At 50.4% G+C, this 13,777-nt stretch carries 13 protein-coding genes and 1 other annotated feature; of the genes, 1 reads left to right on the top strand and 12 read right to left on the bottom strand.

Annotated features, from left to right (window positions below):
• Positions 1 to 94: 94 nt before the first annotated feature.
• From groL to ACQSGY_RS17405, 8 genes are all read right to left on the bottom strand, one after another.
• A complete protein-coding gene (gene groL, locus ACQSGY_RS17440) occupies positions 95 to 1,726 on the bottom strand; it encodes a chaperonin GroEL (protein WP_427179398.1) in 1,632 nt (543 codons plus the stop codon).
• A gap of 74 nt (positions 1,727 to 1,800) precedes the next feature.
• Positions 1,801 to 2,082 (bottom strand): co-chaperone GroES, encoded by a 282-nt coding sequence (gene groES, locus ACQSGY_RS17435; RefSeq protein WP_145403430.1) that lies wholly within the window; start codon positions 2,080 to 2,082, stop codon positions 1,801 to 1,803.
• Positions 2,083 to 2,324: 242 nt separating this feature from the next.
• Positions 2,325 to 2,528 (bottom strand): hypothetical protein, encoded by a 204-nt coding sequence (locus ACQSGY_RS17430; protein ID WP_427179396.1) that lies wholly within the window; start codon positions 2,526 to 2,528, stop codon positions 2,325 to 2,327.
• Positions 2,518 to 3,300, bottom strand: coding sequence for a twin-arginine translocase subunit TatC (tatC, locus tag ACQSGY_RS17425; protein ID WP_145403432.1), 783 nt, complete (start codon positions 3,298 to 3,300; stop codon positions 2,518 to 2,520). Before tatC ends, ACQSGY_RS17430 begins: the two co-directional genes overlap by 11 nt.
• 79 nt (positions 3,301 to 3,379) lie before the next feature.
• Positions 3,380 to 3,628: a twin-arginine translocase TatA/TatE family subunit gene (gene tatA, locus ACQSGY_RS17420; protein WP_111270441.1), complete on the bottom strand. Its 249-nt coding sequence runs from the start codon at positions 3,626 to 3,628 to the stop codon at positions 3,380 to 3,382.
• Between the two features lie 178 nt (positions 3,629 to 3,806).
• Complete coding sequence (locus ACQSGY_RS17415; RefSeq protein WP_111270440.1) at positions 3,807 to 4,292, bottom strand: MogA/MoaB family molybdenum cofactor biosynthesis protein; 486 nt, start codon at positions 4,290 to 4,292, stop codon at positions 3,807 to 3,809.
• 37 nt (positions 4,293 to 4,329) lie between these two features.
• On the bottom strand, positions 4,330 to 4,821 hold the full coding sequence (moaC, locus tag ACQSGY_RS17410) for a cyclic pyranopterin monophosphate synthase MoaC (protein ID WP_427179394.1): 492 nt from the start codon (positions 4,819 to 4,821) through the stop codon (positions 4,330 to 4,332).
• 27 nt (positions 4,822 to 4,848) lie between these two features.
• On the bottom strand, positions 4,849 to 5,487 hold the full coding sequence (locus ACQSGY_RS17405) for a 5-formyltetrahydrofolate cyclo-ligase (protein WP_427179392.1): 639 nt from the start codon (positions 5,485 to 5,487) through the stop codon (positions 4,849 to 4,851).
• A 303-nt stretch (positions 5,488 to 5,790) separates the two neighbouring features.
• Between ACQSGY_RS17405 and ACQSGY_RS17400 the strand changes: the two genes are divergently transcribed.
• Positions 5,791 to 7,752: an ABC-F family ATP-binding cassette domain-containing protein gene (locus ACQSGY_RS17400; RefSeq protein WP_427179390.1), complete on the top strand. Its 1,962-nt coding sequence runs from the start codon at positions 5,791 to 5,793 to the stop codon at positions 7,750 to 7,752.
• A gap of 746 nt (positions 7,753 to 8,498) precedes the next feature.
• On the opposite strand, the gene ACQSGY_RS17395 is transcribed toward ACQSGY_RS17400, so the two are convergent.
• The 4 genes from ACQSGY_RS17395 to tsaB form a co-directional block, all read right to left on the bottom strand.
• Complete coding sequence (locus tag ACQSGY_RS17395) at positions 8,499 to 10,055, bottom strand: 2-isopropylmalate synthase (protein WP_216516236.1); 1,557 nt, start codon at positions 10,053 to 10,055, stop codon at positions 8,499 to 8,501.
• Between the two features lie 295 nt (positions 10,056 to 10,350).
• Positions 10,351 to 10,716, bottom strand: a binding site (T-box leader).
• Between the two features lie 550 nt (positions 10,717 to 11,266).
• Complete coding sequence (gene tsaD / locus ACQSGY_RS17390; RefSeq protein ID WP_427179388.1) at positions 11,267 to 12,319, bottom strand: tRNA (adenosine(37)-N6)-threonylcarbamoyltransferase complex transferase subunit TsaD; 1,053 nt, start codon at positions 12,317 to 12,319, stop codon at positions 11,267 to 11,269.
• Complete coding sequence (gene rimI, locus ACQSGY_RS17385; protein WP_229729840.1) at positions 12,316 to 12,837, bottom strand: ribosomal protein S18-alanine N-acetyltransferase; 522 nt, start codon at positions 12,835 to 12,837, stop codon at positions 12,316 to 12,318. The genes tsaD and rimI overlap by 4 nt, the downstream gene beginning before the upstream one ends.
• Positions 12,838 to 12,854: 17 nt before the next feature.
• A complete protein-coding gene (gene tsaB / locus ACQSGY_RS17380; RefSeq protein WP_427179475.1) occupies positions 12,855 to 13,709 on the bottom strand; it encodes a tRNA (adenosine(37)-N6)-threonylcarbamoyltransferase complex dimerization subunit type 1 TsaB in 855 nt (284 codons plus the stop codon).
• Positions 13,710 to 13,777: the final 68 nt, after the last annotated feature.

Here is a 13,777-nt window from a genome sequence, read left to right as displayed (position 1 = left end):
CACAAGAAAACACGATGGTTTCGCAAAAAAAAAGAAAAAGGCTCCCTATCGGGAGCCTTTCCTCTGTCGGCATAACCGAGGCTTTACACCTCAATTACATCATGCCGCCCATTCCGCCCATGCCGCTCATGTCAGGTGCGCCAGCAGCGCCTGCAGGTTCTGGCTTGTCAGCGATAACCGCTTCAGTAGTCAGGAACATTGCTGCTACGGAAGCAGCGTTTTGCAATGCAGAACGAGTTACTTTCGCAGGGTCAACGATACCCGCTTCGATCATGTTAACCCATTCGCCAGTTGCAGCGTTGTAACCTACGCCTACTTGCTCTTTTTTCAGACGTTCCACGATAACGGAACCTTCTTCACCAGCGTTAGCCGCGATTGTGCGGATTGGCGCTTCCAGAGCTTTCAGAACGATGTTCACGCCTGTTTGCTCGTCACCGGACAATGCTACACCAGCAACAGCTTGATATACGTTCAGAAGCGCAGTACCACCACCGGATACGATACCTTCTTCAACCGCAGCGCGAGTTGCGTTCAGGGCATCTTCGATACGCAGTTTGCGTTCTTTCAATTCAGTTTCAGTTGCCGCACCGACTTTGATTACGGCTACGCCGCCGGACAATTTAGCCAGACGCTCTTGCAGCTTCTCTTTGTCGAACTCGGAAGTTGTTTCTTCCAATTGCGTACGGATTTGGCTAACACGTGCATCGATATCGGATTTGTTACCAGCTCCGTCAACGATGATTGTGTTTTCTTTTGTTACACGGATTTGACGAGCTGTACCCAGTTGTTCTACAACTGCGGATTTCAGATCCAGACCCAGTTCTTCTGTGATCACTTGACCACCAGTCAGGGCAGCGATATCTTGCAGCATTGCTTTACGACGGTCACCGAATCCTGGAGCTTTAACCGCTACAGCATTGAATGTACCACGCAGTTTGTTCACAACCAGCATCGCCAGTGCTTCGCCTTCGATATCTTCAGCGATCAATACAAGCGGTTTGCCTTGTTGAACGATTTTCTCAAGCAATGGCAGGATGTCCTGTGTGCTGGAGATTTTTTTGTCTGTGATCAGGATGTATGGATTGTCCAGAACAGCTTCCATTTTATCCGTATCTGTGATCATGTATGGAGAGATGTATCCGCGGTCGAACTGCATACCTTCAACCACTTCAAGCTCAGTAGCGAATCCACGGGATTCTTCAACGGTAATTACGCCGTCTTTACCTACTTTTTCCATAGCTTCAGCGATCAGTTCGCCTACTTCTTCGTCAGCTGCGGAGATTGCCGCAACTTGTGCGATGGATTGCTTGCCTTCAACCGGTTTGGAGATGGCTTGCAATTCAGCAACCGCAGCTTTAACCGCTTTGTCGATCCCTTTACGGATACCGATTGGGCTTGCGCCTGCAGTTACGTTTTTCAAACCTTCAGTGATGAGGGCTTGAGCAAGTACTGTTGCAGTTGTTGTACCGTCACCGGCAACATCGTTCGTTTTGGTAGCAACTTCTTTAACCAGCTGTGCACCCATGTTTTCGAATGCATCTTCCAGTTCGATTTCTTTTGCAATCGTTACACCGTCATTTGTGATGAGCGGGCTTCCGAATTTTTTCTCCAGAACCACGTTGCGGCCTTTTGGTCCGAGCGTTACTTTCACTGCGTTAGCCAATGCATCCACACCACGAAGCATGGAGCGACGAGCGTCTTCACTGAATTTAATGTCTTTAGCCATTTAAGAAAACCTCCCTGGTATATTGTATAAAATGGTACTGCTATATCGTTCGGTTAACCGATTTAAATTTGAGATTAGTCGAGAATCGCGTGAATGTCGCTCTCTTTCATAATCAAATATTCTTTACCTTCGTATTTGATTTCTGTACCGGCATATTTGGAGAAAATAACGCGGTCTCCTTCTTTCACTTCCAGAGCTACACGTACGCCGTCTTTCAATGCACCCGCACCAACTGCAATGATTTTACCCTCTTGCGGTTTTTCTTTGGCGGAGTCCGGAAGTACGATCCCGAAAGAAGTCGTTTGCTCTTGCTCCAGTGGTTCTACCAATACGCGTTCACCTAAAGGTCTGATCATGAAAAATAGCCTCCTTTTGAAATTATATAGCCTTGCATTTGTAGGTTGCAGCCATATGTATTAGCACTCGACAGTGTTTAGTGCTAACAACCAACTTTATGATACTCAACTTGAAGCATGATTTCAAGTCTTTTTGATGAATTTTTGCGAGTTTTACGTGCAGCCTGGCACAACTGGAGGAATGTTATATGCTCACGCTCTCTATTTTACGAGATTCACAAGCCCACATGCAAACTTGTCCCTTAACCCCCTTCTCCATTGTATCCACTCACCGCCATAATATGCCTGCATGTCCAGTTCAGCTTTCCGTTATGTAACCGAAACAAAAGACCCGAAGCAAGCACAACCTTTTGCTCCGGGCCTCTTAACGAGCGAATCAAACGTTCACTCGCATCTATATATTTTTGATCGGCGCAGACGGAGTCGCTTCCCTCACTACCCCACATGCTGCTTATCATCTGCACGCACATACCGGGATTCAATCTCCTGATCGGCAGCAAGCTGCTTACGATACACAACAGCCGATAGAAATACACTGATTTCATAAAGCAGCAACAGCGGAATCATCACCAGCAGGTCGGATATGAAATCCGGCGGTGTAACGACCACTGCGATAAAGATCAGTACAAAATAGGCAACTCTGCGCATTTTGCGAAGGCGAATCGGATTCAGAATCCGCAGTCCTGTCAGGAACATGATAAGCAGCGGCAGCTCAAACAGCAGAGACACCGGCAGTACAATGCCAAACAGAAAGCTGAAATACTGCTTCATGCCATAGGTTTCGACAAGTCCCATTTTTTCCGTAATGGTGGAGGTGAACGCCAGCGCCATCGGAAAAACAACATAATATGAGAAAGCAACACCGACCAGAAACAACAGGAATACATAAGGCACATACTTCAGAGAAGCCTTGCGCTCCTGCGGCCGCAGACCGGGGCTAACAAACCGCCAAATCTGATAAACCGTAAACGGCAGCGTGATGACAAGGGAAAATAACCCGGCAATTTTCATATAGATGCCAATCCCGTCCCAGAAGGAAAAGGCATGTAATACAAAGCCCTGAGCCGTCTCCGCCTTGGTGAGATAACGATACACCGGGTCCGCGACGAAAAAGCCTGCGATCAGGCCTAGAATAAAAATGCTCAGGACATAGATCAGCCGCTTGCGCAGCTCACTCAGATGGTCCGAAAGCGTCATTTCTTCATTTTGCTGCGTCATGCCTGCCTCCCCTGGAATTCAGCTTTAAAATACAAAACCCTTCCGGCAGGAAGGGATCTCTCTTTCATTGCCCAAGACATTATTCCGGCAGACGTTTATCCACAGGTTTCTCAGCAGTTGTAGTCTCCGCAGCGAGTGGTTTCGCTTTTTCCTGCTCTTTGCGGCTGGAAGCATCATCATCCGAAATAATATCACGTGCGCCTTCCTTGAACTCGCGGAATGTACGTCCGACAGCCCGTCCCAGCTCCGGCAGCTTGTTAGGCCCAAACAACAGCAATGCAATCACGGCCAGCAAAATAAAACCTGTTGGTCCAATGGAACTTAACATTGATTTTCCTCCTCGTTTCAAGCTTTCAAAATGCTCATACTTCGAAGTCACGTCCATCAGATGTCTGAACTGCATTTGAATTTATGCCCATCATACCACAGATGTAACCACTTACATAACCCGTAAAATGATCAACCCGCACAACTTTTCTTTCAAAAGAGATACCTTCAGGCACAGTTTACTGTTTAAATTGGCCCGTCACCATCAGCAGCGCTTCAGGAAGCTGATCCATAATGGCCGCCAGATGCTCATGCACACCTTTTGGCGTCCCTGGCAGATTCACAATTAATGTACGACCGCGAATTCCGCATACACCGCGGAACAGCATAGCTGATCGATTTTTGCCCATCACACTGGCTCTCATCGCCTCAGCCATTCCGGGAACCTCGCGCTCAATGACACGTCTGGTCGCTTCCGGTGTAATATCACGAATAGCCAGCTCCGTGCCACCCGTTGTCAGTACGAGATCGGCGTGAAAATAATCTGTCATCTCGATTAAAGCCGCGATAATCTCATCCGGTTCGTCAGGAACAATCCGATATTCCACGATCTGACCGCCGAGTTCCTCTTCCACAAGCTCCCGAATGACTTGCGCACTTGTATCCTCACGTTCTCCGCGGGCCCCTTTGTCACTGGCTGTCAGGATAGCTGTTCTCCACACCATAAAGATCACCCTTCTCCTCTACGAAAATAAATACTCTTTATCGGTTGTAATCACCGTTTTTACCGCCACTTTTGGATTGCAGCATCGTTGGACCAATAATCATATCCTTTTGCATCGCCTTACACATATCATAGACAGTAAGTGCTGCCGCCGATGCTGCTGTCAGTGCCTCCATCTCTACACCCGTCTTGCCTTCGGTTTTGACCGTTACTTCAATATGAAGCTCGTCTACTCCGTTATCGTGAAAGCGGATATCCACACCATTCAGTGCAAGCGGATGACACATCGGAATCCAGTCAGACGTTTTCTTCGCCCCCTGAATGCCCGCAATCTGAGCTACCGCCAGAACATCCCCTTTGCCGATGCGTCCTTGGCGAATGGCCTCAAGTGTCTCCGGGTTCATCGTGACTTTCGTAACCGCAACAGCGGTACGCACCGTCACATCCTTGCCGGATATGTCTACCATTCTGGCCCGTCCCTGCTCATTAAAATGAGTCAGCTTCCCGCTTGAGGACTGACTATTATTCATTTCTGAGTTCAATCACATCACAACCCTTTATTCGATATGTACTATACCTTCGGGCGTTATCAACAGATCCAGCCGCAGATCAAGCGGGTCCATCGGGATGTTAGGCTCCAGCTGGCCCGGCAGGACCAAAGCTGCCATGAGCGGCCTTTTCCCCTGTTTGGCACAGTACTGATCGAGACTCTCTGCAAAGCGGTCATAATAACCGCCACCATATCCGATGCGACCTCCGTCAAGGTCGTAGCCCAGCCCGGGTACCAGCACCAGATCGATATCCGGCCAGTGTTCGGGCGGCAATACTTCGCAGGATGCTTTAGGTTCAGGTATACCCCAAATGCCCGGTTCGATATCCTGAGGCCCCCTCACTCGCCGCAGCTCCATGCGAGGCGGATCAGCAAGCACCTTGGGCGCAAGCATGACATCCCCCTTTTTCCATCCCTCTTCAAAAAGAAAAACGGTAGATGCCTCACTTCCATACGACAGATAGCTGAAAATCATCAGAGACCCGGACACCTGTCTGTCCGGGTTCAGCCGCAGACGGTCCAGCTCTCGCTTCAACCCGTCATTGATCCGGGTGACCACTTGCTGACGCATCTGCTCGTTCATTCGTTCACGCAGCTGTCTCAGCCGGGCCCTGAGCTGCTTCTTCTGTTCCGCATGATCCTGCATAATGCTGACTAACCTCCTGTTGATCTGGAAGGTAAATAAAATCATTCAGTTCATTGCACTTATATGTTATGACAAGATGTCATCTGGATGATCAGCTTGAAATGATTCATTTTCTGCAAAATGCTCATGTAATAACATGTCTTCTTTCAGTTTATCATTGATTGACCAAAAAGACTACAAGCCCGCTTCGTTCCCAATCGGTGCATTTGCTCTGTATTTCATGTAAACTGGGAGGTAAGTGTCCAGGGTGTGTCTTGAGACACGCCCTAATCAAGAACTCGACCTATGGAGGAACTTAATTCTATGTTGCTGCAAGTATCCGGAATTATTAAACGTTTTGGTGTCGATCCCATTCTGGACGGCGTAAACTTACAAATATTAGAACGCGAGCGTATCGGCCTCGTTGGTGTGAATGGTGCAGGTAAATCTACATTGCTCAAAATTATCGCTGGTGAGATGTCCTATGATGGGGGACAGATTTTCAAATCCAAAGAAACCACGCTGGGTTACCTCGCGCAAAACAGCGGTTTGCAGTCAGAACGCAGCATCTGGGATGAAATGATGCATGTCTTTGCACATCTGACCCAGGCCGAAGCAGAGCTCAGACAGATGGAGCATGATATTGCCGATCCTGCCATGATGCAGGATGAGAAGCAATATGCCGACCTGCTGGAGCGTTACGCAAGACGCTCGGACTGGTTCAAGGATCACGGCGGGTACGAGATGGAAACTCGCATTCGCAGCGTGCTGCACGGGATGGGCTTTGGTGAATTCTCTCCGGATACCCCGATTGGTACGCTCAGCGGTGGTCAGAAGACCCGCCTCGCTCTTGCTCGCATTCTGCTGCAGGCTCCCGATCTGCTCATGCTGGACGAGCCGACGAACTATCTGGACATTGCTACACTTACGTGGCTTGAGGACTATCTCAGAGGATATTCTGGCGCACTGTTAGTTGTATCCCATGACCGATACTTCCTGGACAGACTCGTGACAACCATAGTTGAAATTGAACGTCATCGCTCCAAGCGATACACAGGCAATTATAGCCGTTACATGGAGCTGAAGGCCGCTGAATACGAAAGTCAAATGAAGCAGTATGAGAAGCAGCAGGACGAAATCGCAAAGATGGAAGACTTTGTGCAAAAAAACATCGTACGCGCTTCAACCACGAAGCGTGCCCAGAGTCGCCGCAAAGCGCTGGAGAAAATGGATCGGCTCGACAAGCCGCTTGGCGATCTCAAGAAAGCCCACTTTTCGTTCCAGACTGCCGTTATGTCAGGCAAAGAAGTGCTGCGTGTAGATCAGCTGTCCGTTGCATATGACGAGGGATCACCGCTGTTCCGCAATGTGTCCTTTGATCTGCGCCGCGGGGAAACGGTAGCGTTAATCGGACCAAACGGAATCGGAAAATCAACCATGCTGAAGTGTCTGACAGGAAGTCTTCGTCCCGTAAAGGGTGAGATTCAATGGGGTACCAAAGTGCAGATCGGTTATTATGACCAGGAGCAGACGGGACTTAATCCTTCCAATAGCGTTTTGGAAGAACTGTGGAGTGCTTATCCGGGTATGGAAGAAGCCCGTATTAGGACGGTACTCGGCAACTTTTTGTTCAGCGGTGACGATGTACTCAAAAAAATATCCTCGCTCAGCGGCGGGGAGAAGGCACGTGTCTCTCTCTCCAAGCTCATGCTAAAGGAAGCCAATGTGCTTATTCTCGATGAGCCGACGAACCATCTGGACCTCTTCGCCAAGGAAGTGCTTGAGGCTGCGTTGATGGATTACGAAGGCACACTGCTGTTTATCTCTCATGACCGGTACTTCCTGAACAAAATGGCGGAACGAATCGTTGAACTTCATCCGGGCGGCACAGAGCATTATCTGGGCAACTATGATGATTATGTCGAGAAAAAACAGGAGCTGGAGGAGATTGCACGCGAAGCAGCGGAGGCTCGTCAAGCAGCTTCAAAGTCGCCTTCTCCAGCAGCAAATGCCAATTCAGCAGCATCCGAGAAATCTGGCGCAGCCTCCTTCGAAGCGGACAAGCAAGCAAAACGCGAGGAGCGAAACAGACAACGCAGACAGGAAGCACTGGAGCAGCAGATTGCAGAGCTCGAATCGAAAATTACTGCCCTGGAGGAACAGATGGCCCTGCCGGAAGTTTATCAGGATTATATGAAGCTTCAGGAGCTTCAGCAGTCCACCGAGGAGCACAAAACCCAGCTTGCACAGGCATATGAAGAGTGGGAAACGCTCGCTATGGGTTAGTTAGGAGTTCAGGTCGTAATCAGAGCTATGACAGGATTGATGTGAATTCAACAAAAGACAAACGAATGAGGCTCAGCGTTACATTAGTAACGTTGAGCCTTTTTTGATAAACAGTTCTCCTCATGTTTTCACATTTGTCAAATCCTCTCGATTTTCGTAAAATAAATTTCTGGGGCCACGCTCCTCTTTTATCCACATGCTAACGAGAAACTGATGCCTTGTTTTCATGTAATTAAACATCGGTAGAATAAGCTTTTCATGAAAAAACCATATTTATCCACTATTTTATCCACATTATCCACAGTCTTGTGGGTAAAAAAGCTGCATTCTATCCCCTACATAAGACCTGTTTCGAAAACATTGAGTGCAGGCCTTCACCTCAGTTATCAACAAATTATACTGGATATGTGGATAACTATAATCACACCTTGACAGATTCAATTATCACATGAACCGGCTTTCAGTTTGAGAATTATGGCGAGTTTGTATTTATGGCATACATCAGAGATACGATGCGTGGAGACTTCTCACGTGTGTTCACCTACCTGGAGCTGGAATAATTCATCTATCTTATCTGTCCTGGTAAGCTCTGATAAAAATATAAATTACACAAGCAAATTGCAGATTGCTTGATGCAAAAGGGCTCCTGTCGTCAAGCCATGACAACAGGAGCCCTTCGTATAGCTATAGCGTTTTCCCCTTAATTAACGGACACTACACTTCTAACAACTGAAACTTTTTTACTATTAATGAACAGACACTTCTTCGCTTTCTGCCGACTCGGCCTTTAGCCCGGCTGCATTACATGCCGCAACATACGCCAGTCCTGCCGCCATCACGATATCATGATGTGTAGCAGTACCGCGGAATTCACGCCCCGCACGTTCGACCGTAATCACAGCTTCGGCACTGGCTCCCTCTCCACCGCTGAGCGCATGCATCTCCATGTCTACAAACGTAATGTCATCTGAAATACACTGACCAATCGCCTGAATTGTCGCATCAACCGGACCGCTGCCAACTGCCGAATACGAATGTTCACCTGCACTTGTGCGAATGCGTACCGCCGCCATACGGTCTGTCATGCTGCCCGCCGTAACCTGCAATTCAACCAGTTCATAGTCCTGTGCCGGGATGTTCATCGTTTGGCTGACCATTTGCAGCAGTTGGTCATCACTTACCACCTTCTGTTGATCCGCAGTTTCTTTAAACACCTCGTACAGCTGCTCCATCTGCTGCTCATCCGGTTCGAAGCCGTATTTTCGTACCCGATCCTTCAAAGCATGACGGCCGGAATGTTTGCCCAAAATAATCATGCTGCGCGGAATACCCAGCGCTTCGGGGTCCATAATTTCATACGTGTTGCGGTTCTTCAGCAGGCCGTCCTGATGGATGCCGGATTCATGCTGGAAGGCATTACGTCCAACAACCGGCTTGTTATAGGCAATCGGAAAATGCATGGCACGGCTGATCTGACGGGAAGTTTCGTACAGCTGGTTGAGCTTGATATTGGTCGCTGCGCCGATCACATCACCACGGGTCTCCAGTGCCATAATCAGCTCTTCCAAAGCACAGTTGCCTGTTCGCTCCCCGATTCCGTTAATTGTCACTTCAATCTGTGATGCCCCGTTAGCAATAGCCGCCAGACTGTTCGCTACAGCAAGGCCCAGATCGTTATGACAGTGAGCGCTATATCGAACCTGATCGCCGCCTCTCGCCCCCTCGCGCACTCGACGGAACATCTCGCCGTACTCATGAGGAAGTGCATAACCAACGGTATCCGGCAGATTGATAATGCTCGCCCCCGCCTCAATGGCTACTTCAACCATCTCGATCAGATCATCCATTTTGGTACGCGCAGCATCCATCGCTGTGAACTCGACGATATCGGTAAACTGGCGTGCATACGAAACCATTTCCCTTGCGGTGGCAACCACCTCGCTGCGCGGACGGCGCAGCTGATGCTCAATATGAATGTCGGACGAGGAAATAAACAGGTGAATCCGGCGCCGGGCAGCATCTGCCGTAGCTTTCACTGCAGCATCGATGTCTCCTTTGACTGCGCGTGCAAACCCGCAAATTTCCACCTGCTGCAATTGTCTCGATATCGCCTGAACCGCCGCGAACTCCCCTGGACTGGAGATCGGGAATCCAGGCTCAATGACGTCAATGCCAAGCGAAGCCAGCTGGTGTGCCAGTTCAATTTTTTGCTCAGGCTGAAGACTCGCCCCTGGTGCCTGTTCTCCGTCACGCAGCGTTGTATCAAAAATTTCAATCATACGTTTGTTCGGATTGGTTGTCATATTTATCATCCTCCATTAAATTGTTTGTCTGTGCAAGACCAGTAATGGACCTGCATCAAGTGAAATTCACGAAGCACTCCTTCGTTGTGATCAAGACGTCCTGCTGTTGTTATATGTTTGCTGTCAAAGCTTATGTCCTAAATGTGGTTTCAAAGTGTACGTCGACTTACACTCTGATTTGCTTCAGATGTTCTGATCAGTCTTGCATGCTCCTGCTCCAACTTGCACCATATGGTTGTTACCTTTGCCCACCCTGCTGCCGGCAGCAAAAAATACAAATAACCCGCCATCTCATCAAAGAGACGGCGGGTTATTCTCCCCTCCGCGGTACCACTCTCGCTTGATGGCCCAGCTTATGCTGACACCATCCACCTCGCGTTCTCCCAAACTCATTGTACCTTCGGACTACGCAGTTGTCTGCGAATCCAGTCCAGTCCATTTAATTCAAGAGAAACACCCTGTAACGGGGGTTAGCCGTTGCTTTGTACTCATGGACTACTGTCTACAACCGCTCCCTTGTAAGGCAGGGCGTTCAGCATATTCCAGATTTCCAAAGCTCTGTTCCCGGGCGAGATTCAAACGATTCCAGCCACTGCGTCGCACCAACCCGCAGCTCTCTGAGCGCCTTGACCGTTCTACTGCTCCCGTTCATTACCTTTGCTGATATTGTTTTATGTAATTAAAATCAAAAAAGCCTGCCATCTCCTGCATAATGCAAGAGACGACAGGCTGTTCACCTTCGCGGTACCACTCTTGTTGACTTCCCCCTGTTCAATCCCGCTATCTCTGGCACATCATGTGCTGTATGATATACAGTTCATTGAAAGGCTGAAAATCCCCTCGTATTGTGTATTGATTTCTTCAACTGAACGCAGACAACGGAGCAACTCCAGCCCGGTTTGTAGTAAAAGAAAATCAATCCCAATGGCCCATTCACGGGGGCAAACCGTAACGATATACTGCAATTGCCGCTTCAGCCTTAGGCTTCTTCCTGCACAGCTGCGTTCCATCGTTCCGCTTCCAGGTGAGTTTCAGGTGTCCTTCGTCTGCGTTGCACCAACCCGCAGCTCTCTAATGACCGGGAATAACCTTACTGTTCCTGTTCATTGCGTTTATCTGTTTAGTTCATTCATCGGTTCAGGAGAACATCTCCTTAAATTTGTAACTAATATACATTCTTCTCAAACCGCTGTCAACTATTTATTTTGTGCTCAGGATTGTACCGACCACGCTTCCAGCGAAAGACCAGGGTCTGCCTTTGCATCAAAATCAGTACCCTCCCCGCGAATCCATTTCAGATGAGCAGCCGCTCCAATCATGGCTGCATTATCCGTACAATACTCCATGGGCGGAATGACCAGCTCGAGCCCTTCCTTCGCACAGCGTTCCTGCAGCGCTGTGCGCAAGCCTCGATTGGCTGCGACCCCACCGCAGAGGAGCAGCTGACGCGAGCCGTATTCACGCACGGCACGCAGCGCTTTTTCCACCAGAACCTCAACTACCGCTTCCTGAAACCCGCGTGCTACTGCAGAGGGCTCCAACGTTTCACCGCGCATTTTGGCCTGATTCAGTGCATTGAGCACCGCCGATTTCAATCCGCTGAGACTGAAGTCATATGACCCTGCTTCAAGCCACACCCTTGGCAAAGGTACAGCGTGCTCCGCTTCGGACGCCATACGGTCCACGTGCGGTCCACCCGGATAAGGGCAACCGAGGGCACGAGCCACTTTGTCATACGCTTCACCCACAGCATCGTCACGTGTACGGCCAATCAGCTTGAACTTGCCTTCAGACTCCAGATGCACAAGCTCCGTATGCCCGCCCGACACCACAAGAGCCATTGCCGGATATTGCAGTTCCCGTACAAGGCGATTGGCATAAATATGACCGGCTATATGATGTGTGCCGATGAGCGGTTTGCCCAAGGCCATAGCGAGCGTTTTCGCTGCTACAATTCCCACAAGCAGTGCGCCGACCAAGCCAGGGCCTTGTGTAACTGCAATCGCACTCAGGTCACGAGCACGAATGCCGGACTGTTCAATTGCCTGCTCCAGCATCAGTGTGATGACTTCAACGTGCTTACGCGAAGCCACCTCGGGAACAACTCCGCCAAACGCTTTATGTGTTTCCACCTGACTGGAGATCAGGTTGGACAGCACTTCATGTCCATCCTTGACCACCGCTACCGATGTTTCATCACAGCTGGTCTCCACCGCCAAAATATAGGATGGGGCGGAGCTTTGGTTATCTATAAGATCGTTCATGAATCCAGTACGCTTCCTTCCTCTTCGCCGCTCCGGCTGACAGGCGGCAGTGCCGCCCACATGATCATTGCATCCTCTCCATTATCGGAGTAGTATCCTTTGCGCAGACCTGCCGATTCAAACCCTTTTTTCTGATACAAGTTCTGGGCCACAATATTGGATACTCTAACCTCCAGCGTCATTCGTTCCATGCCGAGGTATGCGGCTGTTTTCATCAACTCGTCCAGCAATTTCTCGCCCAGCTTGCGACCCTGATATGCTTTTCTCACCGCGATATTGGTAATGTGGGCCTCGTCCATAATCGTCCACATGCCTGCATAACCGATCGCTGTGCCGCCGTGCTCCATGACCATATATTTAGCAAAATGATTATGCTTCAGTTCATTGTGAAAAGCCTCTTCCGTCCAAGGGAGGGTAAATGCCTCATGTTCAATCTCCATCACATCGGGTATGTCTTCCACCGTCATGAGTCTGAACTGAAACAGATCGTCCTGTCCTTCCATCGCTGTGTTGCCCATCCGTTTTCCCTCTCCCTTCAGCCTTTGCGCAGCAGGTTCGCTTCCGCTTCGGACAGCTGGGTGTAGTTCGGCACCAAGGCATGTACGTCGTCACGCTGACCTGCAAGCAGCGCTTCGGCGCCAAGGCGCCCAATCCAGCGGCCCTCCAGCTCATACGGGACGAGCTGGAGCGCCGTTCCTGCGGGGCAGCGAAGCTCTGCCGCTGCTGCCGCATGCGGGCCCGTCTCGCCGACGATCCAGACGGCAGCGGGCCGCTCTTCCGGCGTCGCCTCCGTCAGGCGGGCGGCGAGTTCCTCCAGCCATCCGTCCATTCGGCGGATGGCATCCGGCGCCAGCCGGCGGGGTGCATCGCCGCCGGCGGAGGCGAATAGCGCGGTATAGGCTTGACCGCGCCGCGCATCCACGAGCGGAACGATCCAGTGGACAGGGGCGGCACTGGTGCCGCCCTGGTCCGCGGATGGCGTTCCGCCAGCCCCGGCTGCTGCGGCATGATCTGCCGCAGCTTGCGCCTTGGCGGCGAGGCCGCTGTGCCAGCCGCCCCAGGCGAGGGCCTGCAGGCTGGACACCCCGGCAACGGGGATGTCCCATGCCCAGGCCAGCGTCTTCGCCGCGGTCACCGCAATGCGGATGCCCGTGTACGAGCCCGGGCCAATGCCGACGGCGATGCCGCTCAGCTGGCCTGGTTCCGTGCTGCTCGCAGCAAGCAGCTGCTCCATCACGGGTACAACGTGTACCGAGTGATTGCGCTCGGCACGTTCATTGCGCTCCTCCAGCAGCGAGCGTTCCTCCATCACTGCTGCGGCCATCACCGCGGTGGATGTATCCAGCACCAAAAACCGCTGCCGCGGCTTATTTTGCAAATCTTCAGTCACATTTTTTTTCTCAACATCTTCATTCACAATCTTCTTTTCTACATCCTCATTCAAGCTCTTCTTTCCTA

Origin of the sequence: Paenibacillus sp. TC-CSREp1 (assembly GCF_050171015.1) — a bacterium.
In the GTDB taxonomy this organism is placed as follows: domain Bacteria; phylum Bacillota; class Bacilli; order Paenibacillales; family Paenibacillaceae; genus Paenibacillus; species Paenibacillus silvae.
The sequence above is the reverse complement of the archived record's forward strand: the minus strand, read 5'-3'. Positions and strand labels throughout refer to the sequence as shown.

Excerpts from the sequence above, each read along its gene's own strand:
- tatA (WP_111270441.1), bottom strand. The coding sequence starts at position 3,628 with ATGTTAAGTTCCATTGGACCAACAGGTTTTATTTTGCTGGCCGTGATT.
- tatC (WP_145403432.1), bottom strand. The coding sequence starts at position 3,300 with ATGACGCAGCAAAATGAAGAAATGACGCTTTCGGACCATCTGAGTGAG.
- ACQSGY_RS17395 (WP_216516236.1), bottom strand. The coding sequence starts at position 10,055 with ATGACAACCAATCCGAACAAACGTATGATTGAAATTTTTGATACAACG.
- groL (WP_427179398.1), bottom strand. The coding sequence starts at position 1,726 with ATGGCTAAAGACATTAAATTCAGTGAAGACGCTCGTCGCTCCATGCTT.
- ACQSGY_RS17430 (WP_427179396.1), bottom strand. The coding sequence starts at position 2,528 with ATGTGGGGTAGTGAGGGAAGCGACTCCGTCTGCGCCGATCAAAAATAT.
- ACQSGY_RS17405 (WP_427179392.1), bottom strand. The coding sequence starts at position 5,487 with ATGCAGGATCATGCGGAACAGAAGAAGCAGCTCAGGGCCCGGCTGAGA.
- groES (WP_145403430.1), bottom strand. The coding sequence starts at position 2,082 with ATGATCAGACCTTTAGGTGAACGCGTATTGGTAGAACCACTGGAGCAA.
- moaC (WP_427179394.1), bottom strand. The coding sequence starts at position 4,821 with ATGAATAATAGTCAGTCCTCAAGCGGGAAGCTGACTCATTTTAATGAG.
- tsaD (WP_427179388.1), bottom strand. The coding sequence starts at position 12,319 with ATGAACGATCTTATAGATAACCAAAGCTCCGCCCCATCCTATATTTTG.
- ACQSGY_RS17400 (WP_427179390.1), top strand. The coding sequence starts at position 5,791 with ATGTTGCTGCAAGTATCCGGAATTATTAAACGTTTTGGTGTCGATCCC.
- ACQSGY_RS17415 (WP_111270440.1), bottom strand. The coding sequence starts at position 4,292 with ATGGTGTGGAGAACAGCTATCCTGACAGCCAGTGACAAAGGGGCCCGC.
- rimI (WP_229729840.1), bottom strand. The coding sequence starts at position 12,837 with ATGGGCAACACAGCGATGGAAGGACAGGACGATCTGTTTCAGTTCAGA.